The 19,067-nt window shown below is 65.7% G+C and carries 18 protein-coding genes; 3 read left to right on the top strand and 15 right to left on the bottom strand.

Annotated features, from left to right (window positions below; genetic code table 11):
- Positions 1–26 precede the first annotated feature (26 nt).
- A complete protein-coding gene (locus tag CH266_RS18860) occupies positions 27–1,427 on the top strand; it encodes an HNH endonuclease signature motif containing protein (protein ID WP_094715921.1) in 1,401 nt (466 codons plus the stop codon).
- A gap of 113 nt (positions 1,428–1,540) precedes the next feature.
- Here CH266_RS18860 and lepA read toward each other — a convergent pair whose 3' ends face one another.
- Positions 1,541–3,388, bottom strand: a complete 1,848-nt coding sequence (gene lepA / locus CH266_RS18855; RefSeq protein WP_045194648.1) for a translation elongation factor 4 — start codon at positions 3,386–3,388, stop codon at positions 1,541–1,543.
- A 148-nt stretch (positions 3,389–3,536) separates the two neighbouring features.
- Here lepA and CH266_RS18850 point away from each other — a divergent pair, with 148 nt between their 5' ends.
- Positions 3,537–4,106, top strand: coding sequence for a type II toxin-antitoxin system PemK/MazF family toxin (locus CH266_RS18850; protein WP_027497518.1), 570 nt, complete (start codon positions 3,537–3,539; stop codon positions 4,104–4,106).
- 48 nt (positions 4,107–4,154) lie between these two features.
- Here CH266_RS18850 and CH266_RS18845 read toward each other — a convergent pair whose 3' ends face one another.
- From CH266_RS18845 to CH266_RS18835, 3 genes are read right to left on the bottom strand one after another with little or no spacing between them, the layout of a single operon-like run.
- Positions 4,155–4,997 carry a transglutaminase family protein gene (locus CH266_RS18845; protein WP_196248540.1) on the bottom strand — a complete coding sequence of 281 codons (843 nt, stop codon included), beginning with the start codon at positions 4,995–4,997 and terminating at the stop codon, positions 4,155–4,157.
- Positions 4,994–5,968, bottom strand: coding sequence for an alpha-E domain-containing protein (locus tag CH266_RS18840; protein WP_032368183.1), 975 nt, complete (start codon positions 5,966–5,968; stop codon positions 4,994–4,996). The genes CH266_RS18845 and CH266_RS18840 overlap by 4 nt, the downstream gene beginning before the upstream one ends.
- Positions 5,969–7,525 carry a circularly permuted type 2 ATP-grasp protein gene (locus CH266_RS18835; protein ID WP_205913094.1) on the bottom strand — a complete coding sequence of 519 codons (1,557 nt, stop codon included), beginning with the start codon at positions 7,523–7,525 and terminating at the stop codon, positions 5,969–5,971. It lies immediately after the preceding gene.
- A gap of 355 nt (positions 7,526–7,880) precedes the next feature.
- Between CH266_RS18835 and rpsT the strand changes: the two genes are divergently transcribed.
- Positions 7,881–8,141, top strand: coding sequence for a 30S ribosomal protein S20 (rpsT, locus tag CH266_RS18830; protein WP_027497522.1), 261 nt, complete (start codon positions 7,881–7,883; stop codon positions 8,139–8,141).
- A 75-nt stretch (positions 8,142–8,216) separates the two neighbouring features.
- Here the strand turns inward: rpsT and holA are convergent, their stop codons facing one another.
- The 11 genes from holA to CH266_RS18775 form a co-directional block, all read right to left on the bottom strand.
- Positions 8,217–9,194 (bottom strand): DNA polymerase III subunit delta, encoded by a 978-nt coding sequence (holA, locus tag CH266_RS18825; RefSeq protein WP_217901011.1) that lies wholly within the window; start codon positions 9,192–9,194, stop codon positions 8,217–8,219.
- A gap of 50 nt (positions 9,195–9,244) precedes the next feature.
- On the bottom strand, positions 9,245–10,831 hold the full coding sequence (locus tag CH266_RS18820) for a ComEC/Rec2 family competence protein (protein WP_094715920.1): 1,587 nt from the start codon (positions 10,829–10,831) through the stop codon (positions 9,245–9,247).
- A complete protein-coding gene (locus tag CH266_RS18815; protein ID WP_094715919.1) occupies positions 10,828–11,784 on the bottom strand; it encodes a ComEA family DNA-binding protein in 957 nt (318 codons plus the stop codon). Before CH266_RS18815 ends, CH266_RS18820 begins: the two co-directional genes overlap by 4 nt.
- A gap of 107 nt (positions 11,785–11,891) precedes the next feature.
- On the bottom strand, positions 11,892–12,740 hold the full coding sequence (locus CH266_RS18810; RefSeq protein WP_094644310.1) for a DegV family protein: 849 nt from the start codon (positions 12,738–12,740) through the stop codon (positions 11,892–11,894).
- The gene (octT, locus tag CH266_RS18805; protein WP_048318610.1) at positions 12,737–13,489 is read right to left on the bottom strand and encodes a diglucosylglycerate octanoyltransferase; all 753 of its coding nucleotides are present in this window, start codon (positions 13,487–13,489) and stop codon (positions 12,737–12,739) included. The genes CH266_RS18810 and octT overlap by 4 nt, the downstream gene beginning before the upstream one ends.
- The gene (locus CH266_RS18800) at positions 13,476–14,129 is read right to left on the bottom strand and encodes a histidine phosphatase family protein (protein WP_027497528.1); all 654 of its coding nucleotides are present in this window, start codon (positions 14,127–14,129) and stop codon (positions 13,476–13,478) included. The genes octT and CH266_RS18800 overlap by 14 nt, the downstream gene beginning before the upstream one ends.
- Positions 14,126–14,515 (bottom strand): ribosome silencing factor, encoded by a 390-nt coding sequence (gene rsfS / locus CH266_RS18795; protein ID WP_027497529.1) that lies wholly within the window; start codon positions 14,513–14,515, stop codon positions 14,126–14,128. Before rsfS ends, CH266_RS18800 begins: the two co-directional genes overlap by 4 nt.
- Positions 14,512–15,288, bottom strand: coding sequence for a nicotinate-nucleotide adenylyltransferase (gene nadD / locus CH266_RS18790; RefSeq protein WP_072692176.1), 777 nt, complete (start codon positions 15,286–15,288; stop codon positions 14,512–14,514). The genes rsfS and nadD overlap by 4 nt, the downstream gene beginning before the upstream one ends.
- Positions 15,289–15,332: 44 nt before the next feature.
- On the bottom strand, positions 15,333–16,748 hold the full coding sequence (locus CH266_RS18785) for a vWA domain-containing protein (RefSeq protein WP_032374432.1): 1,416 nt from the start codon (positions 16,746–16,748) through the stop codon (positions 15,333–15,335).
- Between the two features lies 1 nt (position 16,749).
- On the bottom strand, positions 16,750–17,631 hold the full coding sequence (locus CH266_RS18780; protein ID WP_027497532.1) for an AAA family ATPase: 882 nt from the start codon (positions 17,629–17,631) through the stop codon (positions 16,750–16,752).
- A gap of 51 nt (positions 17,632–17,682) precedes the next feature.
- A complete protein-coding gene (locus CH266_RS18775) occupies positions 17,683–18,963 on the bottom strand; it encodes a glutamate-5-semialdehyde dehydrogenase (RefSeq protein WP_032374433.1) in 1,281 nt (426 codons plus the stop codon).
- Positions 18,964–19,067: the final 104 nt, after the last annotated feature.

Here is a 19,067-nt window from a genome sequence, read left to right as displayed (position 1 = left end):
GAACATCCGTTCGATACACTTGGTTCATGGCAACGGAGATCTGGCAACTGAGCGAAAGCGAACTCCTCGCCGACGCTGCTGACGTCTCCCACCGGATCCAACTGCTCGAAGCCCGGCGGATCGCTCTCGTCGCTGAAATCGACACCCGCGTGAGCCGGGAGAAACTCGGCTTCCCCGGACCCGCAGGGTGGCTCACCTCCACCACCCTGCTCACCCCCAGCAAAGCCACCAAGATCGTTGCCCTCGCCCGCGGACTGAAGTACTTCCCCGACATCGCCGACGCCGTCAACACCGGCGTCATGTCCGTCGACCACGCCGCCCTGATCCTCACCTTCGCCGAAACACCCCCGAAGAACCTCCCCCAAGAGGGCCGCGATGCCGCACGTAAAGCTCTGATCGCCGCCGCCACCGGGCCCGAAGCGCGCACCGACCGCATCCGTGCAGCCATCACCAAGTTGCAGGACACCTTCGGCGGTAAGAAGCCGGCCGCCGAGGACACCGACCGCAACGAACTCTTCGCCTCGAAAACCCTCAACGGACGTCTCGTGGCGAAGATGGATTTCGATGCGATTACCGGAGAAAAGCTGCTCACCGCACTTTCCCCGTTGACCGAACCCCACCCCGCAGCCGACGGCACCCAAGACGACCGCAGCCCCGCCAAGAGACGAGCCGACGCCTTCGGACACATCCTCGACCGCTACCTCGCCTCGAGCAACCGCCCCACCGAAGGCGTCGAAAAACCACACGTCAACCTGCACATCCGACTACAGGACCTCCAAAGCCAGAGCAGCCAGAACAACAGCGACATCACCGACGACGAAACCACCCGCGCCGCAGCAGAATCCGACAACACCGATCCAGCCGATCCGGTCGACATCGACACCGGAAACCCGATCCGCCCCGACACGGCCGACGAACCCGATCCCCAGGGCGAACCAGATCGCCCGGCCGCCGACCGCGGCGCGTATCGGGACCTGTTCGGTGACGGCATGTCGGTCGGGTGGCTACCGTGGATGGGACCCCTCTCCCGCGAGACCTCCCGCCAACTCGCCTGCGATTGCATTCTCACCGCCATCGTCATGGACGAGAACGGCAACCCACTCAACCTCGCCCGCACCGCCCGTACCGTCACCGCGAAACAGAAACGCGCATTGACTGCCCGCGATCACGGCTGCGCGTTCCCAGGCTGCGGCAAACCCGCCGCCTGGACCGAAGGTCACCACATCTGGCACTGGGCAGACGGTGGTCCCACCGATATGGACAACCTCGTCCTCCTCTGCGGATTCCACCACCGCCTCATCCACCACTCCGACTGGGAAGTGTTCATCGCCGCCGACAACCACCCCTGGTTCGTACCCCCGGCCACCGTCGACCCCAACCGACAACCGAGACAATCCCACGCCCGAGCCGGCCCCCACATCGCATAAGCCCGCGCAAACACGCACCAGCCCCACACAAACACACCAGCCCCGCACCGAGAACACGGTGCGGGGCCGGAAAGGTTGCGTTACAACGATTTCAGAGAGCGGAAGTCCCGTCCCTACTTCTTCGGCTTGTCCGACGAGGACTCCGAGGACAGTGCCGCCACGAAGGCTTCCTGCGGAACTTCGACCCGTCCGATGGTCTTCATTCGCTTCTTGCCTTCCTTCTGCTTCTCGAGCAGCTTGCGCTTACGGCTGATGTCGCCGCCGTAGCACTTGGCAAGCACGTCCTTACGGATGGCGCGGATGTTCTCGCGGGCGATAATGCGAGATCCGATGGCAGCCTGAATCGGCACCTCGAACTGCTGCCGCGGAATCAGTTCCTTGAGCTTGGTCGTCATCTTGTTGCCGTAAGCCGCAGCGGCGTCCTTGTGGACGATCGCGCTGAAGGCGTCGACAGCCTCGCCCTGCAGCAGGATGTCGACCTTCACCAGCGCTCCGCTCTGCTCGCCGATCTCCTCGTAGTCGAGGCTGGCGTATCCACGAGTACGTGACTTCAGGATGTCGAAGAAATCGAAGATGATCTCGGCCATCGGAATCGTGTAGCGCAGTTCGACACGAGTCTCCGACAGGTAGTCCATACCGCCGAGCTCGCCTCGTCGCCCCTGACACAGCTCCATGATCGAGCCGATGAACTCGCTCGGCGAAATGATGGTGCACTTGACCATGGGCTCGAACACTTCCCGCGCCTTGCCCTCGGGCCAGTACGACGGGTTGGTGACGATGTGCTCGGCACCGTCTTCCATCTCGACGCGGTAAACGACGTTCGGCGAGGTCGAGATCAAGTCAAGGTTGAATTCACGCTCGAGCCGCTCGCGGGTGATCTCCATGTGCAGCAACCCCAGGAAGCCGCAGCGGAAGCCGAATCCGAGAGCCACGGAGGTCTCCGGCTCGTAGGTCAGGGCCGCGTCGTTGAGCTGAAGCTTTTCGAGGGCGTCGCGCAGGTCCGGGTAGTCGGAGCCGTCGAGTGGGTAAAGGCCCGAGTAAACCATCGGCCGTGGCTCGCGGTAACCGGTCAGCGGCTCGGTAGCACCCTTGCGGAACGTGGTGACGGTATCGCCGACCTTGGACTGACGGACGTCCTTGACGCCGGTGATCAGGTACCCCACCTCGCCGACGCCCAGGCCCTTCGTGGCCTTCGGGTCCGGCGACACGATGCCGACTTCTAGCAACTCGTGCGTCGAGCCGGTCGACATCATCGTGACCTTCTCACGAGGGTTGAGTGCGCCGTCGACCACTCGGACGTAGGTCACGACGCCGCGGTAGGTGTCGTACACCGAGTCGAAGATCATCGCGCGGGCCGGGCCGTCGGGATTGCCCACCGGGGCCGGCACCAGCTTGACGACCTCGTTGAGCAGTTCCTCGACGCCTACTCCGGTCTTGCCGGACACCCGCAGCACGTCGTCGGCCTCGCATCCGATGATGTGCGCGATTTCGGCGGCGTAGCGATCCGGGTCGGCAGCGGGCAGGTCGATCTTGTTGAGCACTGGGATGATGGTGAGCTCTTTGTCGAGAGCCAGGTACAGGTTCGCCAGCGTCTGCGCCTCGATGCCCTGAGCAGCGTCGACGAGCAAGACCGCACCTTCACACGCTTCGAGCGCGCGGGACACCTCGTACGTGAAGTCGACGTGGCCGGGTGTGTCGATGAGGTGCAGAACGAATTCTTCGCCGTCGACGACCCAGGGCAGACGCACGTTCTGCGCCTTGATGGTGATGCCGCGTTCGCGCTCGATGTCCATCCGGTCCAGATACTGCGCACGCATCGACCGGTCGTCGACGACGCCGGTGAGCTGCAACATCCGGTCTGCCAGCGTCGACTTTCCGTGGTCGATGTGGGCGATGATGCAGAAGTTCCTGATCCTGGACGGATCGGTGAACGTCGTGTCGGCGAAGCTGGGCACTCGTATCCTTCGGCTGGCGTGTTCGAAATGAGCGAACGGGTTTCCCTATCGTCCCACGAGCGGAACGGTGCGCCGTCCCCGGCTGTCCGTCGTGGCTGGTCGCCCTGTGAGTCAGGGCGGTTTGTCGCGCTGCCGCCGTGGCTACACTCGCCGCATGGCTGGCAACTGGAGCAGATTCGGCAAGGAACTGGGCAAGATCGCACTGCGCGAGGGCCCGAGGCTACTGCGTCAACTACAGAACTCCGGTGCGCTGCAGAAAGGCAAGGACGCGATCTCCGGAAGCGCGTCGCGCACACCGGCTCCGGCACCTCGCCCCGGCCGTCCGGTGGCATCGCAGACCAGGCCGACCGCCCAACGGGCGCGGACCATCGAGTACTCCCCCGATCTGGACGGCAAGGCCGATCCGGGTGAGATCGTCTGGACCTGGGTTACCTACGAGGAAGACGCCACTCAGGGCAAGGACCGCCCGGTGCTGGTCATCGGGCGTGAGGGCAACGATCTGCTCGGCCTGATGCTGTCGAGCCAGAGCAGCCGCGACGGCGACCGCGACTGGCAGTCGATCGGATCCGGTGCGTGGGACGCCGAGGGGCGACCGAGCTGGATTCGTCTGGACCGAGTTCTCGACGTGCCCGAGGACGGTATTCGTCGCGAAGGCGCAATCCTCGGTAGAGCTCAGTTCGAGTCCGTGGCAGATCGGTTGCGTCGGGACTACGGCTGGAACTGACCTCGTGCGCGTTTTGCGTATCCCTGGGTACGCAAAACGCGCACGACGCTAGGCCAGTCGCGTGATCTCCACGACCACGTCGAGAGCCGTCGAACCGCCGCCGGAGAAGATGCCCTTGAGCGGCGGGACGTCGGCGTAATCACGGCCGAGTCCTACCGACACGTGCTGCTCGTTGACGGCGATGGCGTTGGTCGGGTCGTAGCCCCACCACGCCCCGGTCCAGGCCTCGATCCAGGCGTGGCTCTGGCCTTCCACCGTCGCACCGATCGCGGCCTGTTTCTTCGGGTGCAGGTAGCCCGAGACGTACCGGCTGGGGATACCGACGCTGCGCAGCATCAGCAGCGTCAGGTGGGCGTAGTCCTGACACACACCCTTCTTCTCCGACCAGGCCTCCACCGCCGAGGTGTGCACACCGGTGGTACCGGGAACGTACGACATCTCCTGGTTGACCCAGTTGGAGATCTCGACGACCGATTCCTGCGGCGGCAGACCCTTCGACAGCTTTTTCGCGACCGACGCGAGTTGCCTGTTCTTCGGCACGTACTCGGTGTTGTCGAGCACCTCGTTGAAGCGGTCGGTGATCGGGTCGCTGGCCAGCTCCTCCCATGAGGCGTTCTCGTCGGGGTAGACGAAGGGGTCGGTCTCGACCACCGACGAACCGGTCACCTCGAGCTCGGTGTGCGGCGCGTGCAGGTCGAATGCCGTCACCGCCGTTCCCCAGTAGTCGGTGTACCGGTAGGAGCGGGTCACCGGGTTGGTCTCGACTCGGTTCAGAATGACGTTCTGCCGGTTGTCACTTCGCGGCGTCAGTCGAGCCTCGTTGTACGACGACGTCACCGGTGCGTCGTACTGATAGCCCGTGGTGTGCACGACACGCATACGCCAGCTCACAGTTCACCTTCCAATTGATCTTCGTATGTGCCGGACCCGGCATCGGTCCACGCCACCCACGGCGCGGCATGGAAGTACTGCTTCGAGATCGCCTCGCCGAGTTCGCGGCAGGTTTCCTGCAATGCCAGCAGCCGATCCTGCAGGTCCTCGAGAATTGCACCGGGACGCAGGAATTCGAGCTCACTTCGAGCGCGACCGAGTAGGCGCTGCGCCTCGGCGCGGGCACCGACGCGACTGTTCGGCTGATGATCGAGCTGGTCGAGAGACCGTTCCGCCTCGGTCAGTGCGTAGAACACCGAACGCGGAAAGAGCCTGTCCAACAACATGAATTCCAGTACTCGCTGGGCATCGAGCGCGCCGCGGTAGGTGCGCAGGTAGGTGTCGTGGGCACCGGCCGAGCGAAGCACAGTGACCCACGCCGGCGACGACGGCCGGTCACCGGCTCGCGAGAGCAACAACCGAACGATCATGTCGATGCGCTCGACCGAGCGACCGAGCAGGAGAAAGCGATAGCCGTCGTCGTGGCTGAGGGTGGAGTCCGCGAGACCGGCGAACATCGCGGCGCGCTCCTCGATGTAGCTGAAGAACTCGGCCGGGCCGGTGCGCTTGGACGCCCTGATGCGCTCGTTCAATCCGTTGTACGTGGTGTTCAAGCACTCCCACATCTCACTGGACGTGACTTCACGCGCACCTCGGGCGTTCTCGCGCGCACTCGACAGTGAGTCCACGATCGAACCCAATCCGTCGCGGCTGAAGGCGACGACCTCGGTAAGCGACCACACGTCGAGCGAGACGTCCGGCTCGTGCTGGAAACCGAGCACTCGCAACAACACTCGCGAAGTGTGGTCGGGATCGACTGTGGCGTCTTCGAGAAGTTGATGGACGGTGACATCGAGAATGCGGGCCGTGTCGTCCGCTCTCTCCACATACCGCCCGATCCAGTAGAGCGACTCTGCGTTGCGCGCGAGCATTTACTGTCCACCGCCGTTCGAGTCCGAGTTCGTTGCCTGCTGCTGTTGCTGCTGCTGCTGCTGCTGATTCATCTGTTGGTCCATCGTCAGCTCCGGGCCTTGTTCGGCCATCGGTGACTCCGGCGGAACGCTGACGATCTCGTCGCCGGCAAGTTCCTGCTCCTCCTGCGACGTACGGGTGGCGAGCACCCAGGTGTCCTTGCTGCCGCCGCCCTGGCTGGAGTTCACCACCAGGGACCCCTCCGGCAACGCCACCCGGGTCAGACCGCCAGGCAACACCCAGACGTCGTCGCCGTCGTTGACCGCGAACGGCCGCAGGTCGACGTGGCGGGGTACCAAGCGATCGCCGATCTTCGTCGGCACCGTCGAGAGCTGTACGACGGGCTGGGCGATCCAGCCGCGCGGATCCGCGCGGACCTTCTTGCTGATGGTGGCGAGTTCCTTCGGCGAGGCGTCGGGTCCGAAGACGATGCCGTAGCCGCCAGAACCTTCCACCGGCTTGATCACCAGTTCGTCGATGCGGTCGAGGACTTCCTCGCACTCGTCGTCGAGCCAGCACCGGAACGTGTCGACGTTGGCCAGCAGCGGCTTCTCGCCCATGTAGTAGTCGATGATGGTGGGAACGTAGGTGTAGACGAGCTTGTCGTCGCCGACGCCGTTTCCGACGGCACTCGAGATGACGACGTTGCCTGCGCGGGCGGCGTTGACCAGACCTGCCACTCCCAGCACCGAGTCGGGACGGAACTGCATGGGGTCGAGATAGTCGTCGTCGATTCGTCGGTAGATGACATCGACCTGACGCTCACCCTCGGTGGTGCGCATGTAGACGATGTTGTCTCGGCAGAACAGGTCTCGACCTTCGACGAGCTCGACGCCCATCAGCCGAGCGAGCAGCGAGTGCTCGAAGTACGCCGAGTTCGCCACGCCCGGAGTGAGAACCACCACGGTCGGGTCGGCCTCGTTGAGGGCGGCCGATGCGCGCAGTGCCCGCAGCAGATGCGAGGCGTAGTCGCCGACGGCACGCACGCGGTGACTGGCGAACAGGTCCGGGAACACCCGGGCCATGGTCCGGCGGTTCTCCATGACGTAGGAGACGCCCGAGGGTGAGCGCAGGTTGTCTTCGAGGACACGGAACGTGCCCTGCGCGTCGCGCACGAGGTCGATTCCGGCAACGTGGATACGTACGCCGTTGGGCGGGGTGATGCCGACGGCCTCACGGTGGAAGTGCTCGCACGACGTGATCAGGCGTTTCGGAACGACGCCGTCCCGCAGGATTTCCTGGTCTCCGTAGATGTCGGCGAGAAACATCTCGAGAGCCTTGACGCGCTGCTTGATGCCGCGTTCGAGACGCGACCACTCCCCTGCTGCGATGACGCGGGGCACCTGATCGAGCGGGAACGGGCGTTCTTGGCCGGACAGCGAGAACGTGATGCCCTGGTCGACGAACGCGCGTCCGAGCGCATCCGATCTGGCGTCCAGGTCCACGGCGTTCGCCGGGGCGAGCGCCGTGTGGATTCCTTTGTACGGCGTTCGAGTACGACCGTCCGAGTCGAACATCTCGTCGAAGGCGAGGCTGTACTTTCCGACGTCGGAGTACCCCCCGAACACCCCGTCTGCATCGGGTTCGACACGATCCGCTGACTTCGTTCTGGTCGCTTTGGCCTTGGAGGCGGCATGCGTTGCCGATCGCGGACTCATCCTGGCAATGTTGCTACAGAGACAGGAGTTAGGCGCGGTAGAAGCGTTAAATTCTTGAAACGGCTGTGGAGGGCGACGCCGGATTGGGTTCTGCCGTCCTGTGCTGGTATTCTCGATCTTCGGCGCAGGGCTCAACGCTCAGCAGCAGACTTCGGGCATTCCAGCATGGATCGCCCTGACCGGAATACCGACGAAGACGACAAGGATTTTACGCGTGGCCAATATCAAGTCCCAGAAGAAGCGGATTCTCACCAACGAGCGTGCACGCCTGCGCAACCAGTCGGTGAAGTCCTCCCTTCGCACCGTCATCCGCTCGTTCCGCGAGGCACAGGCTGCGGGCGACAAGGACAAGGCTTCCGAGATTCTCCTCGATGCCGGCCGCAAGCTCGACAAGGCTGCCAGCAAGGGCGTCATCCACAAGAACCAGGCCGCCAACAAGAAGTCGGCACTGGCTCTCGCAGTCAACAAGCTCTGATCTCGTACTGAGCTCGACCGAGCCCGCTGCATCCGACGAGGACGCAGCGGGCTTTGTCGTGCGCCGGGCACCCCGCTAGCGGTCACCCAACGAGGCGACCTCGGCGACAGCTCGCTCCACCGCGTAGTCCGCGTCCGCTGCTTGGCCTTTGACGTCGGCGTTCAGCTGCGCCACCACGCGCAGGGCCTGCGCTATCGAGCGGCCGTTCCAGCCGCGCGCTTGGCCCTGCGCCTTCTTGATCTTCCAGGGCGGCATTCCCAGTTCGCCTGCCATCCGGAACGGGTCACCGCGACCGGCCGAGCCGACGAGCGCGATGGTGCGCACGGCATCGGCGAGCGCATCCGCGAGAAGAACGTGGGCCACTCCCCGGTGCATCGCCCACCGCAAGGCTTCGAGAGCGCCGGCTCGATCACCGATGACGGCCTTGTCCGCGACGTCGAATCCCGATACCTCCGCTTTGCCCGAGTAGTACCGACGCACGGCGGCCAGATCGACTTTGCCTCCGGTGTCGGAGACCAACTGTGAACACGCCGAGGCCAATTCGCGGAGTTCGTTACCGACGGACTCGACGACAGCCTCGATCACCTCGCCGCTGACGCGGACGTCCGCCGCGCGAAACTCGCCCCGGACAAAATCGATCCGCTCGGCCGGTTTGGTCGGCTTGACGCATTCGTGGACCTGAGCCCCGCATTTCTGGAGGGCACCGACCATCGCTTTGGCGCGGCCGCCGCCGGAATGCATGACCACCACGACGGCACCCTCGGGTGGATCGGTAGCCGCGTCGAGCACCAGAGTGACTGCATCCTTACCGGCCTCGGCCGCCGCCTCGAGTACGACGACACGGTCCTCGGCGAACAGCGACGGACTCAGCAGTTCGGCGAGCTCGGGAGCACTTGCGTCACCGGTCCGCAGCCGGGTCACCGGCAGGTCCTCCCCCGGGATCGCCGCATTCGCGCGCACCTGCGTCACGATCGCGGCCACCGCACGATCCATCAGTAGTTCCTCGTCGCCGAGTACCAGATGCAGTGGAGCCACACTCGAAGTCACGACCATGATCGTGCCATGCGCCGCCGACACCACGGACATCCGCTTCGGACCGTCACTCACCACACGACGTGGGCCGTCCACAGCGCCAGAAGTGCAATCGCGAACGTGGCCGACACCCAGCGGAACAACGCCCATCGCAGCGCGCCCAGGAGCACGACAGTGCCGACGGTCGCCGCCGCGATTCCTCGGACACCCTCCGGAACGACGACCGATGCTGCCGGCACCGACGCGGCACGCTCGGCCACCGTGATCAACCACCACAACGGTGCCGACGCCAGTTGCACCGTCATGTCGGCGAGCGAGGTACTGACCACAGCCAACACCGCAGTCACAATGCCTACCACGGTGATGGGGGCGACGACCGGCGAGACCAGTACGTTCGCAACCACACCCACCACGCTGAAGGTTCCCGCCATTGCCGCGACGACGGGCGCCGTCACCACGTGGGCCGCCGCGGCGACCGCCACCACCTCCGCAGCTGCCCGGGGCCATCCTCGGGCCCGCAGCCAGTCCACCCAGATCGGTGCCACCAGCACCAGCCCCGCGGTGGCGAACACCGACAACACGAATCCGACGTCCACGGCGAGCCGCGGCCACCACCCGAGTAGTACCAACACCGCGCCGCACAAGGCCGGGACCGCTTGCTTCCGTCTGCCGGTGACCAAGGCCAGCAAACCGATCGACCCCATCACCGCGGCGCGCAACACGCTCGGGGACGGTCTGGCCACGACGACGAAGGCAATCAGAACGACGAAGGCAATCGTGACGGTGGCGCGAGGCCCGATCCCTACGCCGCGCAACACCAACAGCACGGCACCGATCAGGATCGAGAAGTTCGCACCCGACACCGCCGTCAGATGCGTCAAGCCCGCGGCTCGGAAGTTCTCGACTACCTGCTCGTCCAATCGTGAGACATCGCCCACGACGAGGCCCGGCAGTAGACCTGCCCGGTCCGACGGGAGCGAATTCTGCGCCACGTCTGCCAGATTCGAGCGAAACGAGCCCGCCGCCGACGAGACCGGTCCGGGCTCACCTACTGCCACCGGCGGACCGGTCGTTCGGATGACGGCCACTGTCATATCGGACCTGGTGGGTACCCCGAGCCGGCCTCGGACCGTGATCTGCTGGCCCGGAAGCAGCGCCGACCATGTCAACTCCGGCGCCACGATCGATACCCGGCCGCCGACGTAGAGCGCCTCGCCACCGACATCGACGCGGGTCATCTCCGCCTGCAACATCACCATCGGCGGCCCGGGCGCGGGCAGACGTCGCGGGTCTTCTTCGATGTCGACCACTGCCGTGATCCATGCCCGATTCTGCGCGGCCGCAGCCACTGGATGCTCCGCCACCGAGCGCATCTGGAGCCAGATCGCACCGCCGAAACACAACGCCACGACGATCACCGCGGCCGCCCCGGACCACACGTGTCTCGCGGTGTCCGCTCGACCCTTCGAGATCATTTGCAGCACAACGGCTCCCAGCACTACGATCGCGCACGTCACCACCGTGGCCTTCACCGCCGCGCTCGGACCGGCGAGAATACCGGTCGCAGTGATCGACCAGGACGCCGCTGCCGCCGGAATCAGGCGGATGTCGAAAGGAACTGGTTCCTCGGAGTCCGTCGACGACGGCACCCCGGTCACGAGACTCGGACCAGGTCGCGAATCTTGGTGAGCCGACCCGGGCCGATACCGTCGACCTCGGCGAGCTGATCGACCGATACGAAGCGGCCGTTCGTGTCTCGCCAGCTCACGATCGACGTTGCCGTCACCGGTCCCACACCGGGCAGCGCATCCAATTCTGCGACCGTGGCCGTATTGAGGTCCACTGCTCCGCCGGCGGCAGGGCCCGCCTGGTCCGTCGTCGAACCGGCACCACTGTCGGGCCCTGCGCCCTGACCCGACGTGGTGCCGCTGACCGGAGGGGCCGCCGGAGCCGGGACCAGCCCCACGACGATCTGATCGCCGTCCGACACCCGAGCTGCCATGTTCAGCGCCAACAGATCGGCACCCTCCACGGCCCCTCCCGCTGCGGCCAAGGCGTCGGCGATGCGCGAGCCCGGTTGCAGCCGAACGAGACCGGGATGCGCGACGAGTCCGACGACACTGACGACAAGTTCTGTTTCGGCAACAGGTGCCGTGCCGGCCGTTCTGTCCGGCGGCCGGCTCGACGATCCGGATTCGGACAACGCCGAGTCCGGCGCGCGGGCATCGGCGGCGTCGGTGGAGACCACCGCCAGTGGTGGTGCGGGCGCAGGCGTCGGCGCATCTCGAAACACCGCGAAGCCGGCGACGAGGACCACGAACACACCCGCCGCCGCCAACGCCTTCACACCGGGTCGGCCGGGATCCACCCGCGCGAATCGCCACCGCTGCGGTAGCAACGACGACCATGGTGATTCGGGACGCTGCACGGCAGGAAGCAGCCACTCCGGATCGGGGTGCACGACGCCGGCCTGTGGTTGCCCGATCGGCGGCTCGCCCTGGGGGTCATCGAATTCGTCGACTCGGCGCGGCTCGGCGCGCGCGGAATCACTCTGCCTCCGCACGGAATTCAATCGTGCCACCGTGTGTGCCCGATCGTCGTCGCCGCCCATGTCTCAGGACGCTAGCGCCCTCCGGACGGACCTGACCGGGGCGAACAGTGGTCGCGAACTGCCCTGTGCACAACCGAGATTCTGTGGATGATGCGGCTCGATACGCCCTACCGATGATCAGGAGCGACGACTACGCCGACGGCACCGGGACCGACGTGTGCACCGAGCACCGCACCGAACGGCAGCACGTCGACGCTGGTCAGGTTCGGGATACGCGCCATCAGCATGGCTGAGACGTCCTCGGCTCGCTCGGCGCACTGCATATGATGCACCGCCACGACAACCCCGGAATCCGTACCGATGTCGGCTGCCGCGGCAGCTGCCGCGTCCACCAGCTTGCTCAGTGCTTTCGAGGAGGTTCGCGTCTTCTCGCGCAACACCAGCGCACCATCGCTGATGTGCAGCACCGGCTTCATCGCCAGGGCCGTACCGAGCAGGGCTGCGGCAGTGCCGATACGACCGCCGCGGCGCAGGTGATCCAATCGATCGACGACGATGAAACATCTCGACGACGCAGACCTGCGAACAGCATCGTCGTAGACCTCGTCGAGTCCGGCTCCACCCGCTGCAACATACGCTGCTGCCAGCGCCGGGTAGCCCAATCCCATTCCGGCAGAACCGGAATCGACCACCTTCACCAACGATCCGATCTGCTCGGCGGCCTGCCGCGCAGCCTCCCAGGTGCTCGACAGGCCCCGGGAGATGTGCAGTGCGACGACGCCCGCCCCGCGACTGCGTTCGAGAGCTGCGGCATAGACCTCGGTCAGCTCGCCCGGAGACGCCCCCGCGGTCGTCACCGGCTTTCCGTCGGTCGATCGTTCGGGAATCTCGTCGATACCCTCACGATGGTCGACGCCGTCCACCAACACATGCAGCGGTGCCACCGCGATACCGCACTCGGCGGCTACGGACGCGGGCAGGCAGGACGACGAGTCGGTGACGACGGCGACGGTCATGGGTGCCGGATCGCTGCCGCCGCTGCCACCGGTCGCAACACCGTCAGCATTGCGTCGGCCACGGCCACGTGTGCGTCCCAACCCCAGTGGATTCCGTCGGGGTTGGCGTTCTCGGACTCGATGTTCGGCCGAACTGCCTCCGCGAGATCGACCATGGGAACACTATTTTCGTCGCTCCAGGCACGCAGCGCTCGTACCGCGGGCTCGCGCCCCGAATGCACCCGCCCGTAGGCGTCGCACCGATGCACCGACGGATAGGTACCGACGACGGGCAATTCCGGCCGCACGTAGGCCAATGCGGCGCGGGTCTGCTCGAGGTAGTCGACACTCAGTCGCGGCGGAAGCGCCACCGGCCAACCGAGATGCGACAGAACCGGCTGCACCGCTTGATAACCCGCGCGAACGACCCGCCGAAGTGCGGGCGGACGGATGTAGCGGATCTGCTCACGCAACGCGGTCGGTAGCGGCGACGGCAACGAGTCCATGCCGCCGATTCCGAGTACGACGGCACCGGCCCGCGGTATCACCGCCCACACTCGCGGATCCTGGGTCAGAGCCCACCACGCATCGCGGCTCGTCCAGCCGATACGGGCTACCAGCTCGACATCCCAATCCAGCTCTGCAGCAACGATATTGGGCCACAATCGAGGATCGTCGACCGGCAGCCCGCCCTCGGGTCCGTAATAGCTCAGCGAGTCCGCCAGCACGAGCAGCACGGGGCGCGCGGCGGCCTCCTCAGAGGACGTCACTGGCCACCCGCGCCGAGGCGTTCCAGACGTCGAGCCGCCAGGACGGGTTGTCACCGGGTCCGTGCGCACCGAGCTGTACCCAGCTGGTGTTGGCGAGGCCGCCGAGCACCGGCCAGCGATCGGTCGGCAGTGCGAGCAACGCTGCGGTCAGGGCAGCAATCAACCCTCCGTGCGCCACGAGCACCAGTGGTCGCTGGTCGCCGTCGGCACCCCACTCGGGGACGCCGCCGAGGAGCTCACGCACCAGCGGCACGCTGCGGTTCGCAACGTCGATGCGACTTTCCCCACCGGGCGGGGCGACGGTTGCGTCGGCACGCCAGGCCGGACGCGCACCGGGGGCAATGTCGTCCACTTCGGTGTGGGTGAGTCCCTGCCAGTCGCCGAGATGTGTCTCCCGCAGCCGCTCGTCCGTGGACACCGGGACTCCAGCCGCGTCCCCGAGAGCTTCCGCAGTGTCGAGAGCGCGCTTGAGATCGGAGGAGACGATGCGGATGGGCGCGCGGACAGCCAATTCGGCCGCAGCCGTCTTCGCCTGACTGCGGCCCAGCTCGGACAGATCGGTATCGAGCTGGCCCTGCATACGGTCGGTGGCGTTGTAGTCAGTCTGACCGTGGCGAAGCAGGATGAGCCGCCGGATCATTGCTCCGGTTCCGGTGCCGGATGCTGACCGAGGCCCGGAACCTCGATCGTCGGGCAGTCCTTCCACAGCCGCTCGAGCGCGTAGAAGTTGCGCTCCTCGTTGTGCTGGACGTGCACCACGATGTCGGAGTAGTCCAGCAGCGCCCAGCGGCCCTCTCTGGTGCCCTCGCGACGCACCGGCTTGTGTCCGGCCTCACGAAGCTGGTCCTCGATGTTCTCGACGATCGAGTTGACCTGACGCTCGTTGGGCGCGGAGGCGATCACGAAGCAATCGGTGATGTAGAGCTGGTCGGAGACGTCGAGGATCACCACGTCGCTGGCCAGTTTGTCGTCGGCTGCGAGCGCGGCGATACGCGCCATCTCGGCGGCTTCGGCTGTTGCAGTCACTTCGGTGTACTCCCACTCGTATGGCTCGGGTTCGCGGTCACTGCGCTGGTGACCGACCCGGCCGGTTGCTTCTTCTGTGGCGCCGGTTCCGACATGGTGACGGATCCGTCGAGGCGCTGCGCGCCCCGTGGTCGATAGAGGTTCCTCTTCGAGATGTATTGCACGACGCCGTCCGGGACGAGGTACCAGACCGGCCGATTTTCACCGGCACGACGTCGGCAGTCCGTCGACGATATCGCGAGTGCCGGGATTTCCATCAATGTGAGAGTGTCGGCGGGCAACGATCGTAGATGGTTGGCCAGATGATCGACGCCGAGCTCGAACCCCGGCCGCGTCACTCCGACGAACTTCGCGAGCTCGAAGAGCTCCTCCCAGTTCTGCCACGTCAGGATGGACTCGAGCGCATCGGCACCGGTGATGAAGTACAACTCGGCATCGGGGTGCTGCGCTCGAAGATCCCTCAGGGTGTCGACGGTGTAGGTCGACTTCTCCCGGTCGACGTCGACCCGGCTCACCGAGAACCGAGGATTCGACGCGGTGGCGATGACCGTCATCAAGTAGCGGTCCTCGGCCGGGCTGACCGACCGGCCCTCCTTCTGCCACGGGGTCCCGGTGGGAACGAAGATGACCTCGTCCAGACCGAACGTGGCCGCCACCTCGCTCGCAGCCACGAGGTGACCGTGGTGAATGGGATCGAAAGTGCCGCCCATGACCCCCAACCGGAGAGTCGGCGTGGTGTTCGTGTCCTCACCGGGGCCGGATTCGTGCTGCACAACCGACGATTCTACGTCCGTGGCAGCGACGCCGGTTACACGCCTCATACCGGCAACAGACGTGAGACCACCGTCGCGAGCTGCTGGGCCGACCGACACTCGTGCATCGCAATCACGTCCGCATACACCTTGGCCGCCGAATCACCGGATCCCCACTGAGATTTGGGCTCGGGGTTGAGCCAGTAGGCGTGCTTGGCCACCGAGACGATTCGGGCCAACGCCGGCAGCTTCGGTTCGCGATAGTTCGTCCGGGCATCGCCCAGAACGAGAACCGAACTGCGGCTGGTGATGACCTGCGCGTACTTCTCGTCGAATGTCGTCAGAGCATGCCCGTAATCCGAATGACCGTCGTAGGTCACCAGGTCCGCTTCCCGCACGATCCGGCTCATGGCGGCCCCGAGGTCTGCCCCGGAATCGAAGAACCGCGTCACCTCGTCGGTGGAGTCGACGAACGCAAAGATTCGCACCCGGGAGAACTGTTCACGAAGAGCGTGCACCAGCAGCAGGGTGAAGTTACTGAATCCGGCCACCGACCCCGAGACATCGCACAGCACAACCAGTTCCGGCCGGGCCCGACGCGGCTTACGCTCCACCAGATCGATGGGAATACCGCCGGTCGACATGGATTTGCGCAGCGTGCGTCGCAGATCGATGGAGCCGTGCCTGCTTCGACTGCGGCGCACCGCAAGTCGCGAGGCCAGCAACCTCGCCAGCGGTGCGACGTTACGCCGCAATGCAACCATCTCCGCGTCCGAGGCACGCAGGAAATCGACTTCCTCCGCCAGTTTCGGCACGCCGTAGCTCGCTACCCGGTCGCGGCCCAGTTTCTCGGCCGACCGTCGCCTCGTCTCGCTCTCGACCATCTTGCGTAGGTCGGCAATGCGTTGCGCTGCAGTCCGTTTGGCCACCTCGGACTCGTAGTCGTCGGTGGGCCGATCCGGCGTATCGTCACTTCGGCCCAGCAGGCCGTCGAGGATCTTGCGGAGCAGCGTGTCGGGAGCGACATCACGCAACGCCTGATAGGCCGAGAACGACGGCCCGTTCGAGGACTTGTACTGACCGAGCTCTTCGACCATCTGGGCCGCCAGCATCTGGGTCAGTTCGGCCGCCTCCGCCGAGTCGTCCGAGAGCAGTTCGACGATCAGTTCACGCAACGCATCGATATCGACCTCGCCCGTCTCGGTGCGAGGCAGCGCGGTGTCGATCTGCCCCGAATCCCGGGTACCCGATGCCACCGGAAACCACAGGTCGAACAACGCGTCGAACACCCCGCGGTGCGTCGGACGTCTCAGCAGCGCGCAGGCCAGCCCTTCGCGGACCGCTTCTCTGTCCAACAGATCCAACACCGACAGGACGCGTCCGGCATCGACGGTCTCCGACGGCCCCACCGAGATCCCACGCTTACGCAACGCCTCGACGAAGCCGACGAGATGCCCGGGAATTCCGTGTGGGGCGAGCATGTCAGTTCAGCCGCAGTTCGGCGGCGGCGCGCACCTGATCGGACTGATGCTTGAGCACCACTCCGAGCGTCGACCGGACCGCGTCGTCGTCGAGGGTGTCCATGCCGAGGGCCAGGAGTGTGCGACCCCAGTCGATCGTCTCGGCCACCGACGGCAACTTTTTGAGCTGCATCCCTCGGAGCACGCGGACGGTCTTGATCATCTGCTCCGCGATTGCCTCGGGCAGTTCGGGAACGCGGCTGGCCAGGATTCGACGCTCGAGGTCCGCGTCGGGGAAGTCGAGGTGCAGGAACAGGCAGCGGCGCTTGAGAGCTTCCGACAGTTCGCGCGTGGCATTGGACGTCAACACGACGAACGGGGTGCGCTCCGCAGTGATCGTGCCCAGCTCGGGAATGGTGATCGCGAAGTCGCTGAGCACCTCGAGCAGCAGGCCCTCGATCTCGACATCTGCCTTGTCGGTCTCGTCGATCAGGAGCACGGTCGGCTCGGTTCGGCGAATGGCCTGCAGCAGCGGCCGAGCCAGCAGAAACTCCTCGGAGAACACGTCGAGCTTCGTCGAGTCCCAGTCGGCACTCGAGCCGGATTGGATACGCAGGATCTGTTTGGCGTGGTTCCACTCGTACAGTGCCCTCGCCTCGTCGACGCCCTCGTAGCACTGCAGTCGCACCAGTTCGGCTCCGGTCGACTGCGCGACCGCGCGCGCCAATTCGGTCTTGCCGACTCCGGCGGGACCCTCGATCAACAGCGGCTTGCCGAGGCGATCGGCGAGAAAGACCGATGTGGCCGTGGCCTTGTCGGCCAGATACCCCGTCTCGGCCAGACGGGCCTGAACATCGTTCACGCTCGCGAACAACGGTGGTGTCGTCGGTAGGGCACGGTCCACGTCACAACTCCTGGAAGATCGGGTCTGGCGGGTCGAGTGGCTGCAGGCCGGTCAGACGGGTCTGACGTGCCCGTCGCCCCACACCGTCCATTTGGTCGAGGTCAGCTCGGGCAGGCCCATGGGGCCGCGGGCGTGCAGCTTCTGGGTGGAGATGCCGATCTCGGCACCGAAGCCGAACTGCTCGCCGTCGGTGAACGCGGTGGAGGCGTTGACCATCACGGCAGCCGCGTCGACTCGTCGGGTGAATTCGCGCGCAGCACCGATGTCCGACGCGACGATCGCCTCGGTATGGCCGGTGCCGTATCGGTCGATGTGGTCGATTGCCTCGTCGAGGCCGTCGACCACCTTCAGCGCGATGTCGAGCGAGAGGTATTCCTGCGACCAATCGTCGTCGCCTGCAGGAACCAACCCCGGCAGATCACCGTGCACCGTGACGCTGTGCATCTGGAACGCCTGCAACAACCTCGGCACCATGGTCTCGGCGATCGCGGCATCGACCAGCACCGTTTCGGCGGCGTTGCACACGCTCACCCGGCGGGTCTTGGCGTTGAGCACGATCTTCTCGGCCGTCTCCGCGTCGGCGGAGGAATGCAGATAGACGTGGCAGTTACCCACCCCGGTCTCGATGGTGGGAACCGTGGCATCACGCACGACCGCGGCGATCAAACCCGCTCCCCCACGCGGGATCACGACATCGACCAGCCCGCGGGCCTGAATGAGGTGGGTGACCGTCGACCGATCAGCACTGCCGAGCAGTTGTACGGCCGATTCCGGCAGCCCGTGGCTCGTGAGCGCACCCTGCAGCGCCTCGACCAGGGCTGCGTTCGACTGCGCCGCGGACGAGGACCCCCGCAGCAGCACTGCGTTCCCGGATTTGAACGCCAGACCGAACGCGTCGACGGTCACGTTGGGGCGCGCCTCGTAGACCATGCCCACGACGCCCAGCGGTACCCGCATCTGCCTGATCTCGAGCCCGTTGGGGAGCGTCGATCCGCGGATGACCTCGCCGATCGGATCGGGTAGGCCCGCCACCTGCCGCAGCCCGGCGGCAATACCGTCGATGCGCGGAGCCGTCAGCCGCAGCCGATCGAGCAGACCCTCGTCCGTTCCCGCAGCGCGGGCGATCTCGATGTCGGCGGCGTTGGCTGCGAGTACCGGCTCCGCTGCGGCCAGCACGGCGTCGGCCGCGGCATGCAGCAGCGAATCCTTTTCCGCAGTGGTCAGCAACGCCAGTGCACGTGAAGCGACGCGGGCTCGGCGAGCAGCCGAGTGCACGTTCTCGCGCTCGTCGGCAGAGGACGGCACCGAAGCGGCCGAGACGGAAGCAGTCATGCACTACACACTAATAGGGCCGGGGAATGAAGCTGCATCTCCACGTCGTTGCAGCACAGCGTGGACATCGCCGACGTCACCGACGTCGAGACCGACAGACCGGA

Origin of the sequence: Rhodococcus sp. 06-1474-1B (genome assembly GCF_002258885.1) — a bacterium.
Taxonomy (GTDB): domain Bacteria; phylum Actinomycetota; class Actinomycetes; order Mycobacteriales; family Mycobacteriaceae; genus Rhodococcoides; species Rhodococcoides fascians.
Note: the sequence above shows the minus strand (reverse complement) of the source record. Positions and strands in the feature narration are given on the sequence as shown.

Excerpts from the sequence above, each read along its gene's own strand:
- CH266_RS18860 (WP_094715921.1), top strand. The coding sequence starts at position 27 with ATGGCAACGGAGATCTGGCAACTGAGCGAAAGCGAACTCCTCGCCGAC.
- CH266_RS18815 (WP_094715919.1), bottom strand. The coding sequence starts at position 11,784 with ATGGGCGGCGACGACGATCGGGCACACACGGTGGCACGATTGAATTCC.
- CH266_RS18840 (WP_032368183.1), bottom strand. The coding sequence starts at position 5,968 with ATGCTCGCGCGCAACGCAGAGTCGCTCTACTGGATCGGGCGGTATGTG.
- CH266_RS18835 (WP_205913094.1), bottom strand. The coding sequence starts at position 7,525 with ATGTTCGACTCGGACGGTCGTACTCGAACGCCGTACAAAGGAATCCAC.
- CH266_RS18775 (WP_032374433.1), bottom strand. The coding sequence starts at position 18,963 with ATGACTGCTTCCGTCTCGGCCGCTTCGGTGCCGTCCTCTGCCGACGAG.
- CH266_RS18800 (WP_027497528.1), bottom strand. The coding sequence starts at position 14,129 with ATGATCCGGCGGCTCATCCTGCTTCGCCACGGTCAGACTGACTACAAC.
- CH266_RS18810 (WP_094644310.1), bottom strand. The coding sequence starts at position 12,740 with ATGACCGTCGCCGTCGTCACCGACTCGTCGTCCTGCCTGCCCGCGTCC.
- CH266_RS18785 (WP_032374432.1), bottom strand. The coding sequence starts at position 16,748 with ATGCTCGCCCCACACGGAATTCCCGGGCATCTCGTCGGCTTCGTCGAG.
- holA (WP_217901011.1), bottom strand. The coding sequence starts at position 9,194 with ATGGTCGTGACTTCGAGTGTGGCTCCACTGCATCTGGTACTCGGCGAC.
- CH266_RS18850 (WP_027497518.1), top strand. The coding sequence starts at position 3,537 with ATGGCTGGCAACTGGAGCAGATTCGGCAAGGAACTGGGCAAGATCGCA.